General features: G+C 52.1%; 17 protein-coding genes. 15 read left to right on the forward strand and 2 right to left on the reverse strand.

Annotated features, from left to right (window positions below):
• Window positions 1–88: 88 nt before the first annotated feature.
• From eno to smpB, 6 genes are all read left to right on the forward strand, one after another.
• A complete protein-coding gene (gene eno / locus FG166_RS02335) occupies window positions 89–1411 on the forward strand; it encodes a phosphopyruvate hydratase (protein ID WP_012390876.1) in 1323 nt (440 codons plus the stop codon).
• A gap of 193 nt (window positions 1412–1604) precedes the next feature.
• Entirely contained in the window at window positions 1605–2999 is a 1395-nt protein-coding gene (locus FG166_RS02340; protein ID WP_003682642.1) for an amino acid permease, read from the forward strand.
• An 89-nt stretch (window positions 3000–3088) separates the two neighbouring features.
• Window positions 3089–4639 carry a ClC family H(+)/Cl(-) exchange transporter gene (locus FG166_RS02345; protein ID WP_003682644.1) on the forward strand — a complete coding sequence of 517 codons (1551 nt, stop codon included), beginning with the start codon at window positions 3089–3091 and terminating at the stop codon, window positions 4637–4639.
• 62 nt (window positions 4640–4701) lie between these two features.
• Complete coding sequence (secG, locus tag FG166_RS02350; RefSeq protein WP_004563267.1) at window positions 4702–4941, forward strand: preprotein translocase subunit SecG; 240 nt, start codon at window positions 4702–4704, stop codon at window positions 4939–4941.
• Window positions 4942–4993: 52 nt separating this feature from the next.
• Window positions 4994–7387 carry a ribonuclease R gene (gene rnr / locus FG166_RS02355; protein ID WP_003682649.1) on the forward strand — a complete coding sequence of 798 codons (2394 nt, stop codon included), beginning with the start codon at window positions 4994–4996 and terminating at the stop codon, window positions 7385–7387.
• Between the two features lie 20 nt (window positions 7388–7407).
• Window positions 7408–7881, forward strand: a complete 474-nt coding sequence (gene smpB / locus FG166_RS02360) for an SsrA-binding protein SmpB (protein ID WP_003682651.1) — start codon at window positions 7408–7410, stop codon at window positions 7879–7881.
• 27 nt (window positions 7882–7908) lie between these two features.
• Here the strand turns inward: smpB and FG166_RS02365 are convergent, their stop codons facing one another.
• Window positions 7909–8490 carry an LURP-one-related/scramblase family protein gene (locus FG166_RS02365; protein ID WP_003682653.1) on the reverse strand — a complete coding sequence of 194 codons (582 nt, stop codon included), beginning with the start codon at window positions 8488–8490 and terminating at the stop codon, window positions 7909–7911.
• Between the two features lie 140 nt (window positions 8491–8630).
• Here FG166_RS02365 and FG166_RS02370 point away from each other — a divergent pair, with 140 nt between their 5' ends.
• From FG166_RS02370 to FG166_RS02385, 4 genes are read left to right on the forward strand one after another with little or no spacing between them, the layout of a single operon-like run.
• Window positions 8631–9320, forward strand: a complete 690-nt coding sequence (locus tag FG166_RS02370; protein WP_004563264.1) for a uracil-DNA glycosylase — start codon at window positions 8631–8633, stop codon at window positions 9318–9320.
• Between the two features lie 32 nt (window positions 9321–9352).
• Window positions 9353–10327 carry a phosphate acetyltransferase gene (pta, locus tag FG166_RS02375; RefSeq protein WP_003682658.1) on the forward strand — a complete coding sequence of 325 codons (975 nt, stop codon included), beginning with the start codon at window positions 9353–9355 and terminating at the stop codon, window positions 10325–10327.
• Window positions 10328–10335: 8 nt separating this feature from the next.
• Window positions 10336–10788, forward strand: coding sequence for a tRNA (adenosine(37)-N6)-threonylcarbamoyltransferase complex ATPase subunit type 1 TsaE (gene tsaE, locus FG166_RS02380; protein WP_003682659.1), 453 nt, complete (start codon window positions 10336–10338; stop codon window positions 10786–10788).
• Window positions 10788–11303, forward strand: a complete 516-nt coding sequence (locus FG166_RS02385) for a GNAT family N-acetyltransferase (protein ID WP_003682660.1) — start codon at window positions 10788–10790, stop codon at window positions 11301–11303. Before tsaE ends, FG166_RS02385 begins: the two co-directional genes overlap by 1 nt.
• A 129-nt stretch (window positions 11304–11432) precedes the next feature.
• Here FG166_RS02385 and FG166_RS02390 read toward each other — a convergent pair whose 3' ends face one another.
• On the reverse strand, window positions 11433–11972 hold the full coding sequence (locus tag FG166_RS02390) for a 3'-5' exonuclease (RefSeq protein WP_004563262.1): 540 nt from the start codon (window positions 11970–11972) through the stop codon (window positions 11433–11435).
• 127 nt (window positions 11973–12099) lie between these two features.
• On the opposite strand from FG166_RS02390, the gene murB reads away from it, so the two are divergent.
• From murB to glmS, 5 genes are all read left to right on the forward strand, one after another.
• Window positions 12100–12996 carry a UDP-N-acetylmuramate dehydrogenase gene (gene murB / locus FG166_RS02395; protein WP_003682662.1) on the forward strand — a complete coding sequence of 299 codons (897 nt, stop codon included), beginning with the start codon at window positions 12100–12102 and terminating at the stop codon, window positions 12994–12996.
• A gap of 14 nt (window positions 12997–13010) precedes the next feature.
• The gene (gene cdaA / locus FG166_RS02400) at window positions 13011–13853 is read left to right on the forward strand and encodes a diadenylate cyclase CdaA (protein ID WP_035430936.1); all 843 of its coding nucleotides are present in this window, start codon (window positions 13011–13013) and stop codon (window positions 13851–13853) included.
• Window positions 13843–14721: a CdaR family protein gene (locus FG166_RS02405; protein WP_003682664.1), complete on the forward strand. Its 879-nt coding sequence runs from the start codon at window positions 13843–13845 to the stop codon at window positions 14719–14721. Before cdaA ends, FG166_RS02405 begins: the two co-directional genes overlap by 11 nt.
• A gap of 39 nt (window positions 14722–14760) precedes the next feature.
• On the forward strand, window positions 14761–16119 hold the full coding sequence (gene glmM, locus FG166_RS02410) for a phosphoglucosamine mutase (RefSeq protein ID WP_003682665.1): 1359 nt from the start codon (window positions 14761–14763) through the stop codon (window positions 16117–16119).
• A gap of 213 nt (window positions 16120–16332) precedes the next feature.
• Window positions 16333–18153: a glutamine--fructose-6-phosphate transaminase (isomerizing) gene (glmS, locus tag FG166_RS02415; protein ID WP_003682666.1), complete on the forward strand. Its 1821-nt coding sequence runs from the start codon at window positions 16333–16335 to the stop codon at window positions 18151–18153.
• Window positions 18154–18302 lie beyond the last annotated feature (149 nt).

An 18302-nucleotide genomic window follows, 5' to 3' on the forward strand; every position in this document is an offset into this window, starting at 1 on the left:
GCGATCTGACTTGTTTTAAACTGATCAAAATAATAGAATGGAAGGCGGAATTGCTTTCCAAATAAAATCAAGAGGAGAGAGTCATCTAATGTCACTTATTACAGATATTTACGCCCGTGAAGTCCTTGATTCACGTGGGAACCCAACCGTTGAAGCAGAAGTCTACACCGAAGCTGGTGGTGTTGGGCGGGGGATCGTCCCGTCCGGTGCTTCAACTGGTGAACACGAAGCCGTTGAACTTCGTGACGGTGACAAGGACCGCTTCGGTGGCAAGGGTGTTTTAAAGGCCGTTGCCAACGTTAACAACGTTATTGCTAAGGAAATCGTCGGGATGGAAGTTACGGACCAAATCGCGATTGACAAGGCAATGATTGCCCTCGACGGGACGCCAAACAAGGGTAAGTTAGGGGCTAACGCCATTCTGGCCGTTTCCTTGGCAACCGCACGGGCTGCTGCAGATGAACTGCAAGTTCCTCTTTACAACTACTTGGGCGGCTTTAACGCACACGTAATGCCAACGCCAATGATGAACGTCATCAATGGTGGGGCCCACTCTGACAACAAGGTGGACTTCCAAGAATTCATGATCATGCCGGTTGGTGCCCCAACCGTTCGCGAAGCCATCCGGATGGGTTCCGAAACTTTCCACGCCTTAAAGAAGGCCTTGGAAGCAGATGGCAAGGTTACTTCCGTTGGTGACGAAGGTGGGTTTGCCCCAGACTTCGCTAACAACGAAGAACCGTTCGAATACCTGATCAAGGCCATCGAAGCTGCCGGCTACAAGCCTGGTAAGGACGTTGCGATTGCCTTTGACGTGGCTGCTTCTGAACTTTGGAACGACGAAGACAAGAAGTACAAGCTTCACTGGTCCACTGGTGAAGAATACACCACCGAAGAATGGATCGAATACCTTTCCGACATCATCGCTAAGTACCCGGTTGTTTCTGTTGAAGACCCGATCGACGAAAACAACTGGGATGACTGGGTAACATTGACTAACAAGCTTGGCAAGAAGGTTCAATTGGTTGGTGACGACTTCTTCGTTACTAACACCGACTACCTTGCTAAGGGGATCAAGATGGGCGCTGCCAACTCGATCCTGATCAAGCTGAACCAAATCGGTACTCTGACGGAAACCGTTGAAGCCATCGAAATGGCTAAGGAAGCTGGTTACACGGCCATCGTTTCCCACCGTTCTGGTGAAACTGAAGACACGACGATCGCTGACTTGGTGGTTGCTACTAACGCCGGCCAAATCAAGACTGGTTCCATGAGCCGGACCGACCGTCTTGCTAAGTACAACCAATTAATGCGGATTGAAGACAACCTTGGCGACGTTGCTAAGTACAAGGGAATCCGTTCCTTCTACAACCTTAGTGAACAAGCTAAGCAAGACATCGAAAACCGTTAATTTGGTTGATTAAAAAGAGACCGGAAGAAACCCTGTTTTCTTCCGGTCTTTTTTAATTTCTGGTGATAATTTGATGAGACCCGCTTATTGCCCCCTCGGGACGGATCGCCTATAATGAAAAATAGTTGTTTTGGCGCTTTGCCATCGTCAAGGGGGCACGGTCCCCCTTTAACTTAGAGAGGAATTGAAAATAATGAAACAGCAATCAAGTGGGGCGCCCGAACTGCGGCGTTCGATGACAGCTGGTCAAATGGAGATGATCTCCTTAGGGGGAGCCATCGGGGTTGGTTTGTTCATGGGGTCGACGTCGACGATTAAGTGGACGGGACCATCGGTGATTTTAGCTTACGCCTTCGTTGGTTTGATTCTCTACATTGTCATGCGGGCCCTGGGAGAAATGATTTACGTTAACCCGGGGACCGGCTCCTTTGCCGATTACGCTACCGAATACGTTCACCCAATTGCCGGTTACTTAGCTAAGTGGGCCAACGTCTTTGAATACATCGTCGTCGGGATGTCGGAAGTGGTGGCCGCCACGGAATACCTGCAGTACTGGTGGCCACACACCAAGCCCTGGGCGGCTGGGTTGGTCATCATCGCCTTCTTGGCCCTCGCTAACTTAGCCAGCGCCAAGGCTTACGGGTCATTAGAGTTTTGGTTTGCGATGATCAAGGTAATCACCATTATCCTAATGATCCTTTTGGGCTTTATGGTTATCTTCTTTGGCTTTGGTAACGGCGGGCACCCCACCGGCTTTTCCAACCTGTGGAGCCACGGCGGGTTCTTTACCGGCGGCATTTCGGGCTTCTTCTTTTCGATGTCAATCATCGTCGGTTCCTACGAGGGGATTGAGTTGCTGGGAATTTCGGCCGGGGAAGTAGCTAACCCACAACAGGCGATTGTTAAGTCGGTCAAGTCAGTCCTCTTCAGGATCCTGATCTTCTACGTTGGGGCGATCTTTGTGATTGTCACCATCTACCCGTGGAACCACCTAAGTGCGGTGGGGTCGCCGTTTGTTTCCACCTTCGCCAAGGTGGGCATCACCGCGGCTGCCTCTTTGATTAACTTCGTGGTCCTGACGGCCGCCCTTTCCGGGGCCAACTCGGGGATCTATTCTTCAAGCCGGATGCTCTTTAAATTGGCTCACGAGGGCGATGCGCCTAAGATTTTTGGCCGCTTGTCCAAGCACGTGGTTCCGGACATGGCGATCCTGGGGATTTCTGGGGGGATTTTACTTGGCTTCATTGCCGACATTTTCGCAACGGTCTTTTCAAAGACGACCACCGATATGTTCGTGATTGTCTTCTCGTCTTCCGTTTTACCGGGGATGATCCCGTGGTTTGTGATCCTCTTGGCTGAGTTGCGCTTCCGCAAGCACAACCCGTCCCTAATGAAGGATCATCCCTTCAAATTACCTTTGTACCCCCTATCTAATTACTTCGCCTTTGCCATGCTGGTGGTGATTGTGGTCTTCATGTTCGTTAACCCAGATACCCGGATTTCAGTGATTGCCGGGACGGTCGTCTTGGTGGTGGCCGTTTTAGCCTACCTGATCCGGTACCGGGGCAACTTGCGAAAAGAAAATTAGCTTAAACAGGTGGCGACGCTTTCAGCCCTAAGCGCCGCCCTTTTTTTGTGCTAAAATAATTTGGTAACTTACAAGGGGGCTCTGGAGTAGTGTTCAGATTTAAATTTTTAAAGTATAGCAACGCCCGGTCGGTGGGACGGGCAATTGTGATTGGGGTGGCCGTTGGGTTAGTGGCCTCGGTCTTTCGGTTGGCGATTCAAGACGTCTTGGTCCTCACCAAGCTGGCCTTTTTGTTCTTCCACCAGCAGCCGCTATGGCTATTGGCGTGGGTAGCGGTAACCGTCCCGTTAGCCCTTTTCTTGGGGCGGATGGCCCAAAAGAACCCCAACATTAAGGGCTCGGGGATTCCGCAAGTCGAAGGTCAGTTAACGGGCCAGTTCGACGAGCAATGGTGGCCAGTCTTGTGGCGCAAGTTCTTTGGGGGCATCCTTTCCATCGGTCCCGGTCTCTTCTTGGGACGGGAAGGACCGTCAATTCAAGTCGGGGCCACGGTTGGCCAAGGCATCGTCGAGGGGCGGGGAAAGAAGAAACTGACCGCCATTGAGCGTCGGGTGGGGATCGCCTCCGGAGCGGCTGCTGGGCTTTCGGCGGCCTTCAACGCCCCGATCGCCTCCTCAATGTTTGTCTTAGAAGAGGTTTACCATAACTTCTCCCCGTTAGTATGGCTATCGGTGTTTATTTCCTCGATCAGTGCCAACTTTGTGTCGATGCAATTCTTTGGCCTCAAGCCGGATTTAGACCTGCCCCACGAAATGTATTTCCCGGTCAATCAGTACGGGTACCTATTGTTATTAGGGCTCTTCTTGGGGATTTTAGGGCGGCTGTATCAGTACGTGATCCTACGGCTAGGGACGTGGAGCCGCAAGGTAACGTGGTTTAAGCCCGCTTGGTACCCGGTGATCCCATTCTTGTTGGTGATTCCAATTGCTTGGTGGTGGCCAAACACGCTGGGGGGCGGTAACGGGTTGATTATTAGTTTGACCAACCTGCCGACCTCAGTGAGCCTCTTTTTGTGGTTGTTTGTCCTCCGGTTTGTCTTCTCCATGATTTCCTACGGTTCTGAATTGCCCGGGGGGATTTTCTTGCCGATTTTGACCTTGGGAGCCGTTCTCGGCGGGCTGTACTGCGTCATTTTGATTCACCTGGGCCTAATTCCGGCGCGCTTTTTAGCCAACTACGTGATTTACGCCATGGCCGGCTACTTTGCCTGCATTTCCAAGGCGCCCTTCACGGCGATCCTGTTGATTACGGAAATGGTGGGTTCCCTAGCCCACCTCATGCCGTTAGCGGTGGTGGCGGTGGTGGCCTACCTAGTCGTGGACGTCTTAGGCGGTGCTCCCGTCTACACGGCCATGTTTGAAAGCTTCATTCATCGTCAACCACACCAGTCCCTGGAGGGGATTACGCAGATGACGACGACCATCTACGCCGGGACCGCCCTTGACGGCGCCTTAGTTAAAGACTACCCGTGGCCACCATCCTGTTTGATTTTAATGGTTTACCGGGGCGAAGAAGAAATCGTTCCCCACGGTGATACCCGCCTCCAGGTCGGTGACACCCTAGTAATCCAGCTAACCGGGGCCAGTCACCTCAAGTCCCAACAAGCGATCATTAGCGGTGCCCACCAGGTGATTGATTAGCAATTTAGGCTTTTCTATGTTAAACTCTAAGGGTTATAGTGTGAGCAGATAGGAGGAAGATCGTGGAAAATACGTTAATGACCCTGTTTTTGATCGATTGCGTGGTCATGATCGCGTGCGTGATGATGCAGCCGGCCAAAAACGATAACGATTCGATGTCTGCTTTGACCGGGGGAAGTGGCGACCTCTTCTCCCGGCGGAAGGCGCGGGGCTTCGAAGCCGTTATGCAAATCGTAACTGTCATTGTGGGAATCATTTTCTTTGTTCTTGCTTTGGCGCTGGTTTACGTTTCCTCACATTAGTAGTGAGCGCCTCCGTTTAACGGGGGCTTTTTTTGAACGCGAAAGGAATAAGATGACAGATTTAAAGACACAAATACTAGACTACCTCACGGAAAACGCGGCCCTGAGTTTCTCGGCCGAAAAGTTGGCCCGGGTGCTTTCAATGACCAGTGCGGACGAATTCACCCCCCTGGTGCAGGCCCTCGTTCAATTAGAGCGGGAAGGAAAAGTGGAAGTGACGGATGATGGTGAATTTAAGCTGGTTCCCCAGGTAAAGGAATTCACTGGCGTTTTTCACCGTAACCCCAAGGGCTTTGGCTTTGTTTCCTATGACCCGGAAATGCCAGATATTTTCATTAACCCGGACCACACGATGTACGCCCTAACCGGTGATGAAGTGGCCGTTAAGATCTTACAAGCGGGCGATCCAACCCGCGACCAGAGGCCGGAAGGGGAGATCACGAAGATCATTACCCGCTCCTATGACCACGTGGTGGGGGAATTTAAGAACATGACGATGGGCAACTTCATCGGTGAAGTGATTTTAAAGGATAAAAAGCTGGGGAGCCTCCGCTTTTACGTGACCGGCGATGGGATTCACCCGCAGGATAATGAAGTGGTCACCGCAAGCATTGCGACCTACCCAAGCGAAGACGCTCCGGAGGTGATGACTGGGCCGGCCCTGGAAGTGATCGGGGATAAGGATGAACCCGGCGTCGACATTCTTTCGGTGGTGTACGCCCACGACGTTCCCCACGAATTCCCAAAGGAAGTTTTGGACCAAGCCAACCAAATCCCGTTGACCGTCCAACCAGAAGAAAAGGCGGGGCGCCCGGATTTAACTGACCAACCCTTGGTAACGATTGATTCAATTGAGTCTAAGGACTTAGACGACGCCGTGGTGGCTTGGAAGCTTGATAACGGCAACTACCACTTGGGGGTCCACATCGCCGACGTTTCCCACTACGTTCAACCGGGAACGCCACTGGACGAAGAGGCCTTCAAGCGGGGGACGTCGGTTTATTTGACCGACCGGGTAATTCCAATGTTGCCGCGGCGCCTTTCCAACGGGATTTGTTCCCTTAACCCGGGTGAAGAACGGTTAGCCATGTCGTGTGAAATGGAAATTGACCCCCAAGGAAACATCGTGAGCCACGAGATCTTCCCGTCGGTGATTCGTTCGCACGCCCGGATGACCTATAAGAGTGTCAACGCCATTTTAGAGGCCCACGATGAAAAGACCCGCCAGGAATATAAGGAACTGGTACCGATGTTTGAAACGATGGCCGACTTGCACCGGATCTTGCTCAAGCACCGCCACCAACGGGGGGCAATTGACTTCGAAGCCCCGGAAGCGAAGATCATCGTCGACGAGAATGGTCACCCAACCGACATCCAATTACGCGACCGCGGGCTGTCGGAACGGATGATCGAATCCTTCATGCTGGCGGCTAACGAAACGGTGGCCAAGCACTACGATTTGATGCACGTACCATTCCTCTACCGGATCCACGAACACCCGGATACCGAACGGATTAAAAACTTTGCTGAATTCCTCTCCGTTTTCGGGATTAACATGCCGGGGGACCTCGCCAACGTTGAGCCAAAGATGTTGCAAAAGGTGCTTAAGCAAGTTGCCGGCACGCCAGAGGAACAAATGGTCCAAACGATGATGCTGCGCAGTATGCAACAGGCCAAGTACTCCGAAGATGAGCTAAGCCACTTTGGGCTGGGGGCCCAGTACTACACCCACTTTACGTCGCCGATTCGTCGTTACCCGGATACGACCGTTCACCGCTTGATCAAGTGGTACAAGGAAAACGGGACTACCGAAGAGGCCAAGGCCAAGTACCGGGATCGCCTAGCGGAAATTGCTGAACACACCTCAGTGACGGAACGGCGGGGGATTGATACCGAACGCGACGTCGATTCGATGAAAAAGGCTGAGTTTATGGAGGACCACGTGGGCGAGACCTTTGACGCCGTTGTCTCTTCCGTAATGAAGTTTGGCCTCTTCGTTGCCTTGGAGAATACGGTTGAAGGTTTGATTCATATCTCGGTGATGAACGATGACTACTACGAGTACATCGAAAAGCACATGGACTTGGTCGGCCGGGACCACCACCACATCTTCCAGATTGGTCAACCAGTAAAGGTTAAGCTATTGCGGGTTGATAAGGATCAACGCGAAGTTGACTTCGAGCTGGTGAACGCAGATGAAGCGCCGCTGACTAAGCTGCGGGCACCACGGCAAAATGACCGCCGCAACGGTCGTGGTCGCGGTAACGGTAATGGACGGCGCAATAATAACGGGCGCCGTCACTTCTCCGATGACCACGATCGTGATAACGGGAGTCGTAACACCACCCAGATCAACCGGGGGCAAACTCGTCACCGTGGCGACCGGGATAATAATGGCAACCGCAATCGTCGCCGCAACGGTAACGGACAAAACCGCCGCCACTAGACTGCAAAGGAGGGAACAGAATGGCGAAAAAGAACCACCAGGGGCTCGACGCCAACCTGATTGCCCAAAATAAAAAGGCTCGTCATGACTACACGGTTACCGACACCTTTGAAGCTGGGCTCGTTTTAACCGGGACCGAAATCAAGTCGGTGCGTGCACGGCGGGTCACCCTAAAGGATGGCTACGCCCAATTTCATAATGGTGAACTCTGGTTAATGAACGTCCACATTGCCGAATTCGCGGGTGGTAACATCTTTAACCACGACCCGTTACGTAACCGGAAGCTCTTATTGCACAAAAAGGAGCTCAAGAAGTTACAAGGCGAATTAACGGCCAAGGGGGTTACCCTCGTACCGTTAAAAATGTACTTGAAACACGGCTACGCCAAGGTGCTCTTGGGCCTTGCTCAAGGGAAGCACGAGTACGATAAGCGTAACGCCATTAAAAAGCGTGAGCAGGACCGCCAGATTGATCGGGTCATGAAGCATTACTAATAAAAGCCAAAAGCCCAACCGCCGAAGTTATCGGCGGTTGGGCTTTGTAATTGGACTGGTGGTTACTAGTGGGGACAGTCCCCGGAGCGGGTGGGGATCATCGACCCTGCGGGGGTGCCAGGTAACCGCTAGTTCGTGATCGGGACGGTGGGACCAGTGGTTTAGGATGGTGGCCACTAAAATGGCGAGGGGTTCTTCGTCTTGGTCGGCAATGTGAACTGCTTGGTAGAGCCCCCCGGTGTCTTCAAGGGGACTAGTTGAAAAGACCAGCCGGTTCCCTTGATAGACCCGGTAACGGTCAGAGAGGGGAGAGCCGACCACCATCCAGTTGAGCCCACGGATGTAGATGACCTGGCGTACAAACCCTAGCGATTTAGCGATCACGCCAACCCGTTGGCGGTTTTGGTAGAGAACAAATTTGGGCCACAGCCCTAGCGTAACCTGCTTCACCTCAGCGAGCAGGCTCCCTTGCATGGTATACAAGGAAAGAACGTCTTGGCGCAGCCCCCACTTACCGGTAAGCAAGTAACATGCATTATTGAATTCATCGTGAACGATGGTGGTTGCCTGACGTTGACCACCGTGCTCACGTAGGTATAGGGTGCGCACCAAAATCCCTCCCTTAAAGATTAGCTATCTGTATTCTAACAGGAACTGCGCTTAATTTCACGAATCGACAACGAAAACGGTTTCGTTCAAGGCTACTCCCGCTTGGGTGAGTGTGCTAAAATGTTTACGAGGTGGCAGAAGTGAAACAGTTAATCAACAATGATTGGTGGCCGGTGTTAAAACCACAGTTTGAAACGGCCAACTACCAGCAATTGCATAATTTCTTGGTGGATGAATATGGCCACCAGCAGGTCTACCCCGAGATGCACCACATCTTTGAGGCCTTTAATTGGACCCCCTTTTCGAAGGTCAAAGTGGTTATTTTGGGGCAGGACCCGTATCACGGACCGGGGCAGGCCCACGGGTGTTCCTTTTCGGTTTTACCGGGAGTGGCGGTACCGCCGTCCTTGCAGAATATTTATAAGGAACTCCAAGCCGATTTGGGGTGCCCGCCCGTCAAGCATGGCTACCTCAGGTCCTGGGCCGAGCAGGGTGTTTTACTGCTAAACTCGGTTCTGACGGTGCGGGCTGGCCAGGCTTACTCCCACCAAGGGCACGGCTGGGAACAGCTAACCGACGCGGCGATCGTCGCCCTGTCTAAACGGCCGACCCCGGTGGTCTTCATCTTATGGGGGCGGGCGGCCCGGGATAAGAAGCGTTTGATTGACCTAAAGCGCAACTTCGTGGTGGAATCGGCGCACCCGAGTCCCCTGTCGGCCTACCGGGGCTTCTTTGGTTCGCGGCCGTTTTCAAAGACCAATCAGTTTTTGGAGATGACCGGCCAAGCCCCAATTAACTGGCAACTGCCGTCGACTGTCGACCACCTGTAGTATTTGGTACATTTAGAACGGAGGAACATCGAATGGACATTTTTGAAAAGTTAGCTGACCAACTGCGCGGCCAAGATAAGACGATCGTTTTCCCGGAAGGTGAGGACCCACGTGTGTTAGGGGCAGCAATTCGCCTGAAGAAGGATCAATTGGTTGAACCAGTGGTGCTTGGTAACCAAGAGGCCGTTGAAAAGGTCGCTGGGGAAAATGGGTTCGACCTGACTGGCCTGCAAATTCTTGATCCGGCAACTTACCCAGCCGAAGACAAGCAAGCAATGCACGATGCCCTATTGGAACGCCGAAACGGGAAGAACACACCGGAACAAGTGGACCAAATGCTGGAAGACATTTCCTACTTTGCTACGATGCTAGTTTACATGGGTAAGGTTGATGGAATGGTTTCCGGGGCGGTTCACGCAACTGGGGATACCGTTCGCCCAGCCCTTCAAATTATCAAGACTAAGCCAGGTTCCCACCGGATTTCCGGTGCCTTCATCATGCAAAAGGGTGAGGAACGTTACGTCTTTGCTGATTGTGCCATCAACATTGAATTAGACGCGCCAACGATGGCCGAGGTGGCTAGCCAATCCGCTGAAACGGCCAAGCTGTTTGGGATTGACCCTAAGGTAGCCATGTTAAGCTTCTCCACCAAGGGCTCAGCCAAGGGGGACATGGTTACCAAGGTCGCTGAAGCCACTAAGCTAGCCAAGGAAGCCAACCCGGACCTTGCTATCGATGGGGAACTGCAATTTGACGCTGCCTTCGTTCCATCAGTTGGGGAACTAAAGGCCCCTGGTTCAGACGTTGCTGGCCACGCTAACGTATTCATCTTCCCGAGTCTAGAAGCCGGGAACATTGGCTACAAGATTGCCCAACGGTTCGGCGGCTTTGAAGCCATCGGTCCAGTTTTGCAAGGATTAAACGCCCCGGTGGCTGACCTATCCCGGGGAACGGACGAAGAAGCAGTTTACAAGGTGGCCTTGATTACGGCCGCCCAGGCACTTTAAGGATCACCATGAAGCAATTTACCTTTAATACTCCAGAACAAACAAAAGAACTCGGCCAAATAATCGCGTCGGGGTTGCGGGCCGGGGACGTGCTCGTTTTAAACGGCGACCTCGGGGCCGGGAAAACCACTTTCACCAAGGGGCTGGCCAAGGGCTTAGGCATCGATGAGGTGATTAAAAGCCCCACCTTTACCATTATTCGTGAATACCAAGGGGGGCGGCTACCGCTTTACCACATGGACGTCTACCGGCTGGAAAACGGCGGGGCAGAGGACCTGGGTTTGGATGAATACTTTGACGGTGATGGGGTTAGCGTGGTGGAGTGGGCCCAATTTGCGGCTGACGAATTACCAGCTGATTACCTAGCCCTAACCTTTACGCGCACCGATCAAGATAACCAACGGAAAGTACAGTTAGACCCCCATGGCGAACACTTTACTTCCCTAGTGGAGGCGTTGTAATGGCAGACGAAACGGTATCCCTACGTGAAGCTAAGCCGACCGATGCGGCCGCGCTGTTAGCCCTGTTAACACAGTTACAAACGGAAACCAACGCGATTGTCTACAGTGACCTAGCGAACATGACGGTCGAACGTGAGGCCCAAAACCTTGCCCAGATCGCCCGCTCTAACACTGGGATCATTCTGGTGGCCACTTACCAAGGTAAGTTAATCGGCTTGGCCACCGTGATGCGCATAGAAGGAGACGCGAACGCCGGCGAACTAGGCTTAGCGGTCCTCAAGGATTACTGGCACAACGGAATTGGCTCATTGCTACTTGACGAGGCCCTCTATTGGTTTGTAAATTTTGCCCAGCTAGATCACCTGGTGCTGGACGTTTACAAGAGTAATAACCGGGCTCGCCGGCTTTATCAACACTACGGCTTTGTCGAGGTGGCGGAGTGCACCATCAAGGACAGTGATGGCCATGACCAGCCGGCTGTTTCAATGGAGTATCAAGGAATTGAGGAATTGTGATTCCGTAAACGCTAAGAGGCTGGGAGAAAACCGTGTTTTCTCCCAGCCTCTTGCTGTATTTGTAAGTGTTAAACTGAAGCCGACCCTTACCCTAGCTTAGTCGTCCACGTCACCTAATTACGACCTTTCTTAGCGGTTGACCACCCGAACGAAGGGTCTAAGTGGCGCCGTACCAAAGTGATTAGCCTGGTACAAAAGGATGTTGGCGCAGGCGTGGGCGTCGTCTAAGGCATTATGGTGGTGATGTAGGTCGATATTGAGCTGGTCACAGATTGTATTGAGCTTGTGGTTGGGAAACGCCGGGAACAGCTGGCGGCTGGTCTTTAAGGTGTCTAGCGTCTGGTAGACCGGGGGCTCAATTTCAAAGTGGAGCAGGGTATTTTTCAAAACGCTGTTGTCAAAGGTGGCGTTGTGGGCAATCACGAGCTTATCGGGCGTGAAGAATTCTTGGATGTGCTCCCACACCTCCGGAAAGGTAGGGGCGTCTTTTACATCGCGCTCGTGGATCCCGTGAACCTGGGTGTTACGCCAAAAAAAGGGCGTTTGTGGGTTAATTAAGGTATAAAACTCATCTTGGATCTGACTGTTACGAACGATGGTGATAGCCAGTGAACAAGCCGAAAAACGTTTCGCACTAGCCGTTTCAAAGTCCATGGCGATAAAGTTCACGAACAAGCCTCCTTTCATTGCTGACTTCATTTTAAGTGATGGTTGCCGGATTGGCAAACGAACAAGAATCTTGGGGGAGTAAATGCTATAATTGGCAAAGTGATATCAAAAAGAAGGGATCTTGCAGATGGAAAACTTGATAACCACCTTTCCAGAAATTGAAATTAAAGAACACGAGCCCCTGGCTCACTACACCAACACCAAAACCGGAGGCCCAGCGGACTGGCTGGCCTTTCCGGTCGACGTGGCCCAAGTTCAGCAATTAGTTGACTACTGCCACCAAACGGGGTTAGCGCTAACGGTGATTGGTAATGCCTCTAACTTAATCGTCCGAGACGGCGGGATTGAGGGGTTAGTGATGATCCTGACCCGGATGCAAACGGTTAAGGTTGAAGGCACGATGGTAACAGCGGCCGCCGGGGCTTCTTACATCGAAGTAACCAAGATCGCTAGGGATCATTCCCTGACCGGTTTAGAATTTGCGGCCGGGATCCCGGGGTCGATTGGTGGGGCCATTTTCATGAACGCCGGGGCCTACGGTGGGGAAACTAAGACCGTTGTCGATCACGTTACCGTTATGGAACGCGACGGCCAAATCCACCAGCTATCAAACGAAGAAATGGACTTTGGCTACCGCCACTCCGCCGTTCAAGCAAGCGGGGCGATCGTTTTAGACGCCACCTTTGCCCTTAAGTTGGGGGACCAAAATGCCATTACGGCCCAAATGGAGGATTTAAACGCCCGCCGTGCGGCTAAGCAGCCGCTTGAGCTCCCTTCCTGTGGTTCCGTGTTTAAGCGGCCAACGGGCTACTTCGCCGGCAAGCTAATTCACGATGCAGGCCTGCAGGGTTACACGTCTGGTGGGGCGCAAGTGTCCACCAAGCACGCCGGTTTTATCGTCAACGTTAACCACGGCACGGCCACTGACTACTTAAACGTTATTCACCACGTTCAGGAAACTGTGCAAGAAAAGTTTGGTGTCCAACTGGAGACTGAGGTGCGCATTATCGGTCGGCAAAGCTAGCGGGGGTGGTTATGATGACCTATTTGGCGGCACTCTTAACGTGGCGCAACTTCATTAATTTAATCGACATCCTGGTAATTTGGTTTTTAATTTACGAGTTGATGATTCTGGTTCGGGGGACCCGAGCCGTCCAGCTATTTAAGGGAATCATCATTATCATTGTGGTAAAGCTGATCTCTTGGTACATTGGGCTGACCACTGTGTCGTGGGTGATGGACCAGATCATCAACTGGGGGGTTATCGCCATGGTGGTGATCTTCCAACCAGAAATCAGGCGTGGCTTGGAACACCTCGGGCGGGGGACCATGTTTACCCGTACCAAAACCGAAAACGAGGAAGAAGAAGCCCTGATTACCCAACTCGATCAGGCAATTCAATACATGTCCAAGCGCCGGATCGGGGCTTTAATTGCCATCGAAATGGATACCGGGCTAGAGGAATACATTGAAACCGGGATTCCACTGGATGCGGAAGTGACCGGGGCCCTTTTAATCAATACCTTCATCCCCAACACCCCGCTTCACGACGGGGCGGTGATCATCAAGGGCGGCCGGATTGCCGTGGCCGCCGCTTACCTACCGCTGTCGGATTCCAAGTTAATCCCAAAGGAACTGGGGACCCGCCACCGGGCCGCCGTGGGTATTTCGGAGGTGACAGACGCCCTGACGATTGTAATTTCTGAAGAGACTGGGGGTGTTTCGATCACTAAGGATAACGAATTGATCCGGGACATGACCCAAGAAAATTACCTCAAATTCTTGCGGGCCCACCTTTATAAAAAGGAGAGCACCGATCAGAATAAGCTTTTGGACCGGCTGGTAAACCCGTTCCGGAAGGGAGGACGTCATGAAAAATAACGATAATAGCTTCTTCAGTCGTCCGTGGGTGATGCGCGGGATGTCACTCGTCTTGGCCCTGTTCATGTTCTTTTACGTCAACGGCTCCTTTTTGCGTCAAACCACTCGCCAGGGTAATCAATCGGCCCTGATGTCAGACAAGTCCCAAACCATTAAGGTCCCCTTGCAGGTCTCCATTGATAGCAAGCGCTACGTGGTAACTGGCTACCCGCAGTACGTCAAGATTAAGCTGACCGGGCCATCCGCTTTGGTAACCACCACCGTCAACACCCAAAACTTTAAGGTTTACGCTGACCTCAGTGACCTGGGGACCGGTCAGCACCGGGTTAAGTTGAAGGTGTCGGGATTAAATTCCGAGCTGACTTCCAGCATCGATCCGGAAACGATCACGGTCAACATCCAATCGAAAAAGACGATCACGGCACCGGTCAGCGTTCAATTGAGTAGCAAGACCGTTGCCGATGGCTACGAGGTTGGGACGGCCAAGTCTTCAATGGCCAACGTCCAGGTTTCCGGGGCCAGGAGCGAGGTTGCTAAGGTTGCCAAGGTGGTAGCCTTTGTTAACGTGCCCCACACGGCGACGGCCACCTTCACGCGGCAGGTAACCTTACAGGCCGTGGATAAGAACGGCCAAACCTTAAACGTGGTCGTGACGCCGGATACCCTATCCGTAACGGTACCGATCACAAGCACTAAATCGTCATCGTCAAGTGATAGTGGCTCAACGTCTGGCTCCTCAAGCAGCAGTTCGGGTTCGTCAGACACCGAAACCAGTTCAGCCACATCGAGTCGTCAATCATCGGCGAGCTCCCAAACGGAGACAAGGAGCTCCAGTAGTCAATCAGCTAGCAGTTCAGCGAGCAACTAGTAGTCAAGAAATTAAGCAGGGAAGAAACGAGGAAGAATCATGAAGTTAAAGTATTTTGGAACTGACGGTGTGCGTGGCGTTGCCAACCGGGATCTGAGTCCGGAACTAGCCTTTCGGGTTGGCCGGGCTGGGGGATATGTGTTAACCCGTCACTCCCAACGTAAGCGCCCACAAGTGCTGGTTTCACGCGATACGCGAATTTCTGGGGAAATGCTGGAAAACGCCCTGGTGGCCGGGCTCTTGTCCGTCGGAATTGAGGTATTTCGCTTAGGGGTGGTGACCACGCCGGGAGTGGCTTACCTGGTACGGGCCCAAGAAGCGGACGCTGGGGTGATGATCACGGCCAGCCACAACCCGATTCAGTACAACGGGATTAAGTACTTTGGTGGTGACGGATTTAAACTCTCCGACGAGCTGGAGTACGAAATTGAACAGCTCTTGGACGCCGAAGAAGACACCCTCCCACGGCCGAGTGACGATGGCTTGGGGACGGTGGAAGACTACCGCGAGGGGGCGTTGAAGTACACTTCCTTTTTGGAGCAGACCATTTCAACCGATCTGGACGGCTTAAAGGTGGTTATCGACGGGGCCAACGGGGCAACGTCATCGTTTATCGCCAACCTTTTTGCCGACGTTAACGCCGATTTCATTCCGCTGCACGTGTCACCAAATGGCTTGAACACCAACCTTAATTGTGGTTCCACCCACCCAGCGGACCTCCAAAAGGCCGTGGTGGAAAACCAGGCCGACCTGGGGATTGCCTTTGACGGTGATGGGGACCGTTGTATCGCCGTTGACAACGAGGGGAACCTGGTCGACGGTGATAAGATTATGTACATCTGTGGTAAGAGCATGGAAGCTAACGGGCGTTTGAAAAAAGACACCGTGGTGACAACCGTCATGTCTAACTTAGGAATGTACAAGGCCTTAGAAAGTCACGGTATGAAGAGCGTTAAGACTAAGGTTGGGGACCGTTACGTGGTCGAAGAAATGTTAAAGAACGGCTATAACCTCGGGGGGGAACAGTCCGGTCACATCATCTTCTTGGATCACAACACGACCGGGGACGGCATGCTAACCGCTTTACAATTGTTGCAGGTGGTTAAGACCAGTGGTAAGAGCCTCAAGGAGTTGGCCGCAGACGTCGTGACCTACCCACAGGAGTTAGTAAATATCACGGTTGAAGATAAAGAAGCGGCCCTAAACAACCAAGAATTGAAGAACGCCATTGCCAAAGTGGAAGAAAAGATGGCCGGCGACGGTCGAATCTTGGTACGGCCGAGCGGGACGGAACCGCTGCTACGGATCATGGCCGAAGCCCCGACTAAGGAACTCGTTCACGCTTACGTCAGTCAAATTGCCGACGTGGCTCGGCAAGTCTTGCCAGGGGCGAAGTAAAATTTGTAAAAGGACTGAGAGGCTGGGAAAGTTATTCCCACTCTCAGTCTTTTTAGTTGGGGTGCAAAAAAGTCAACCGCTTGATAGACCAATTCGGGTACTCTTGGTTGACATTGTTCGCCATTATTATTATGATACGTATTGTTAAGAAATTATCTTTTAGCGAGAATTTATCTATACCAATTTTAAAGATTAAAGGATGGAATTGCTAATATGTGTGGAATCGTTGGAATTACCGGTAGCGACCGGTCTGTTGAAATCTTATTAAACGGGCTCAAGAGCCTGGAATACCGGGGTTACGACTCTGCGGGAATTTACGTTAATGATCAGGCGGGACACGACTACCTCGTTAAGCGTCCGGGGCGGATCAGTAACTTGGAAAGCGCCTTAACGCCGGATGTTCACGGTTTGGCTGGGATCGGGCACACTCGCTGGGCTACCCACGGGGAACCAAGCGAAGCAAACGCCCACCCACAGTACTCCACGGATGAACGCTTCTACTTAGTTCACAACGGGGTGATCGAAAACTACAAGCAACTTAAGGAAGAATACCTGTCAGACGTTGACTTCAAGAGCCAAACCGACACCGAAGTCATCGTTCAACTGGTGGATAAGTTCGTGGTTGAATACGAAATGGACACTAAGGCAGCCCTTGTAAAGGTGTTACGGTTGATTTCTGATGACTCAGCCTACGCCTTTGTCTTGATTGACAAGCAAGAACCGGACACCCTTTTCGTGGCTAAGAACAAGAGCCCACTTCTGGTAGGGCTGGCCGATGGTTACAACATGGTTGGTTCCGATGCCTTTTCAATGATCAAGGAAACTAACCAGTTCATGGAAATCGACGACCACGAGTTGGTGATCGTTAAGCCTGACAACGTAGCGATCCAAGACTTCGACGGTAATGAAAAGAACCGCAAGCCGTTTACGGTTGATATGGACGCCAATGCCGCTGATAAGGGCGCTTACCCGTTCTACATGTTAAAAGAAATTGACGAACAACCGGCCGTGATGCGGCGGTTAGTTTCCGAATACCTAGACGCCGACGGTCAACCAATGGTGGAAGAACAAATGCTGGCTGACATTGCTGATGCTGACCACATTTACATCATTGGGGCCGGGACGTCTTACCACGCCGGCTTAGTCGGGGCACGGATGTTTGAAAAGTTCGCCAAGACGCCAACGACGGTGCACGTTTCCTCTGAGTTTGCTTACGAACAACCACTACTGTCCGCCAAGCCGTTCTTCATCTTCTTATCCCAGAGTGGGGAAACGGCCGACAGCCGGGAAGTGTTGGTCAACGTCAATAAGAACCACTGGCCGAGCCTGACGATCACTAACGTCGACAAGTCGACCTTGTCACGGGAAGCCACCTATACGATGCTCTTGTTTGCTGGCCCTGAAATTGCCGTGGCTTCTACTAAGGCTTACACCGCCCAAATCGCCGTTGAAGCAGTATTGGCTAAGGCCCTGGGTGAATACCTGAAGAGCGAAGACGCTAAGGACTTCGATTTAAAGCACGAATTGGCCACCGTCGCTAACGGGATGCAAGCAATCACCGATAGCAAGGACAAGCTCGAAGAAATCGTCAGCCACTACCTTTCCAAGCCGCGTAATGCCTTTTACATTGGACGGGGAGTCGACTGGGCAGTTTCTTTGGAAGCGGCCTTGAAGCTCAAGGAAATCTCTTACGTCCAAGCGGAAGGTTTCGCCTCCGGGGAACTTAAGCACGGGACGATTGCCCTGATTGAAAAGGGAACGCCGGTAATCGGAATCATTACCCAGGACCGGACGGCCGGGTTGACCCGGAGTAACTTAGAAGAAACCCAGGCCCGCGGTGCAAGCATCCTAACGATCGTTTCCCGCCACCTGGCCAAGGAAGACGATACGGTGATCTTACCGGACGTGAACCCGTACTTGACGCCGTTACTGTCCGTGGTACCAGCGCAACTGTTGGCCTACTACACCAGTTTGGGGAAGGGCTTAGACGTCGATAAGCCGCGAAACCTAGCGAAGTCTGTAACCGTTCAATAATTAAATTGATTTAGACACTTCTCAGGACCAGAAGTGTCTTTTTCTTTCTGAGAATTAGATTAAAATCAGTGTAATGACTTCTTTTTTGCCAGTAAACATTGACAGCGCTTACAAGATCGCCTATTATAATGACATAAGGTATTAAGTAT

Origin of the sequence: Limosilactobacillus fermentum (assembly GCF_013394085.1) — a bacterium.
Classification (GTDB): Bacteria; Bacillota; Bacilli; order Lactobacillales; family Lactobacillaceae; genus Limosilactobacillus; species Limosilactobacillus fermentum.

What these genes read in the sequence shown, in the direction of transcription:
- rnr (WP_003682649.1), top strand. Translation starts at nt 4,994, where the DNA reads ATGACAGATTTAAAGACACAAATACTAGACTACCTCACGGAAAACGCG.
- smpB (WP_003682651.1), top strand. Translation starts at nt 7,408, where the DNA reads ATGGCGAAAAAGAACCACCAGGGGCTCGACGCCAACCTGATTGCCCAA.
- tsaE (WP_003682659.1), top strand. Translation starts at nt 10,336, where the DNA reads ATGAAGCAATTTACCTTTAATACTCCAGAACAAACAAAAGAACTCGGC.
- FG166_RS02340 (WP_003682642.1), top strand. Translation starts at nt 1,605, where the DNA reads ATGAAACAGCAATCAAGTGGGGCGCCCGAACTGCGGCGTTCGATGACA.
- eno (WP_012390876.1), top strand. Translation starts at nt 89, where the DNA reads ATGTCACTTATTACAGATATTTACGCCCGTGAAGTCCTTGATTCACGT.
- glmS (WP_003682666.1), top strand. Translation starts at nt 16,333, where the DNA reads ATGTGTGGAATCGTTGGAATTACCGGTAGCGACCGGTCTGTTGAAATC.
- glmM (WP_003682665.1), top strand. Translation starts at nt 14,761, where the DNA reads ATGAAGTTAAAGTATTTTGGAACTGACGGTGTGCGTGGCGTTGCCAAC.
- cdaA (WP_035430936.1), top strand. Translation starts at nt 13,011, where the DNA reads ATGACCTATTTGGCGGCACTCTTAACGTGGCGCAACTTCATTAATTTA.
- FG166_RS02405 (WP_003682664.1), top strand. Translation starts at nt 13,843, where the DNA reads ATGAAAAATAACGATAATAGCTTCTTCAGTCGTCCGTGGGTGATGCGC.
- pta (WP_003682658.1), top strand. Translation starts at nt 9,353, where the DNA reads ATGGACATTTTTGAAAAGTTAGCTGACCAACTGCGCGGCCAAGATAAG.
- FG166_RS02385 (WP_003682660.1), top strand. Translation starts at nt 10,788, where the DNA reads ATGGCAGACGAAACGGTATCCCTACGTGAAGCTAAGCCGACCGATGCG.
- murB (WP_003682662.1), top strand. Translation starts at nt 12,100, where the DNA reads ATGGAAAACTTGATAACCACCTTTCCAGAAATTGAAATTAAAGAACAC.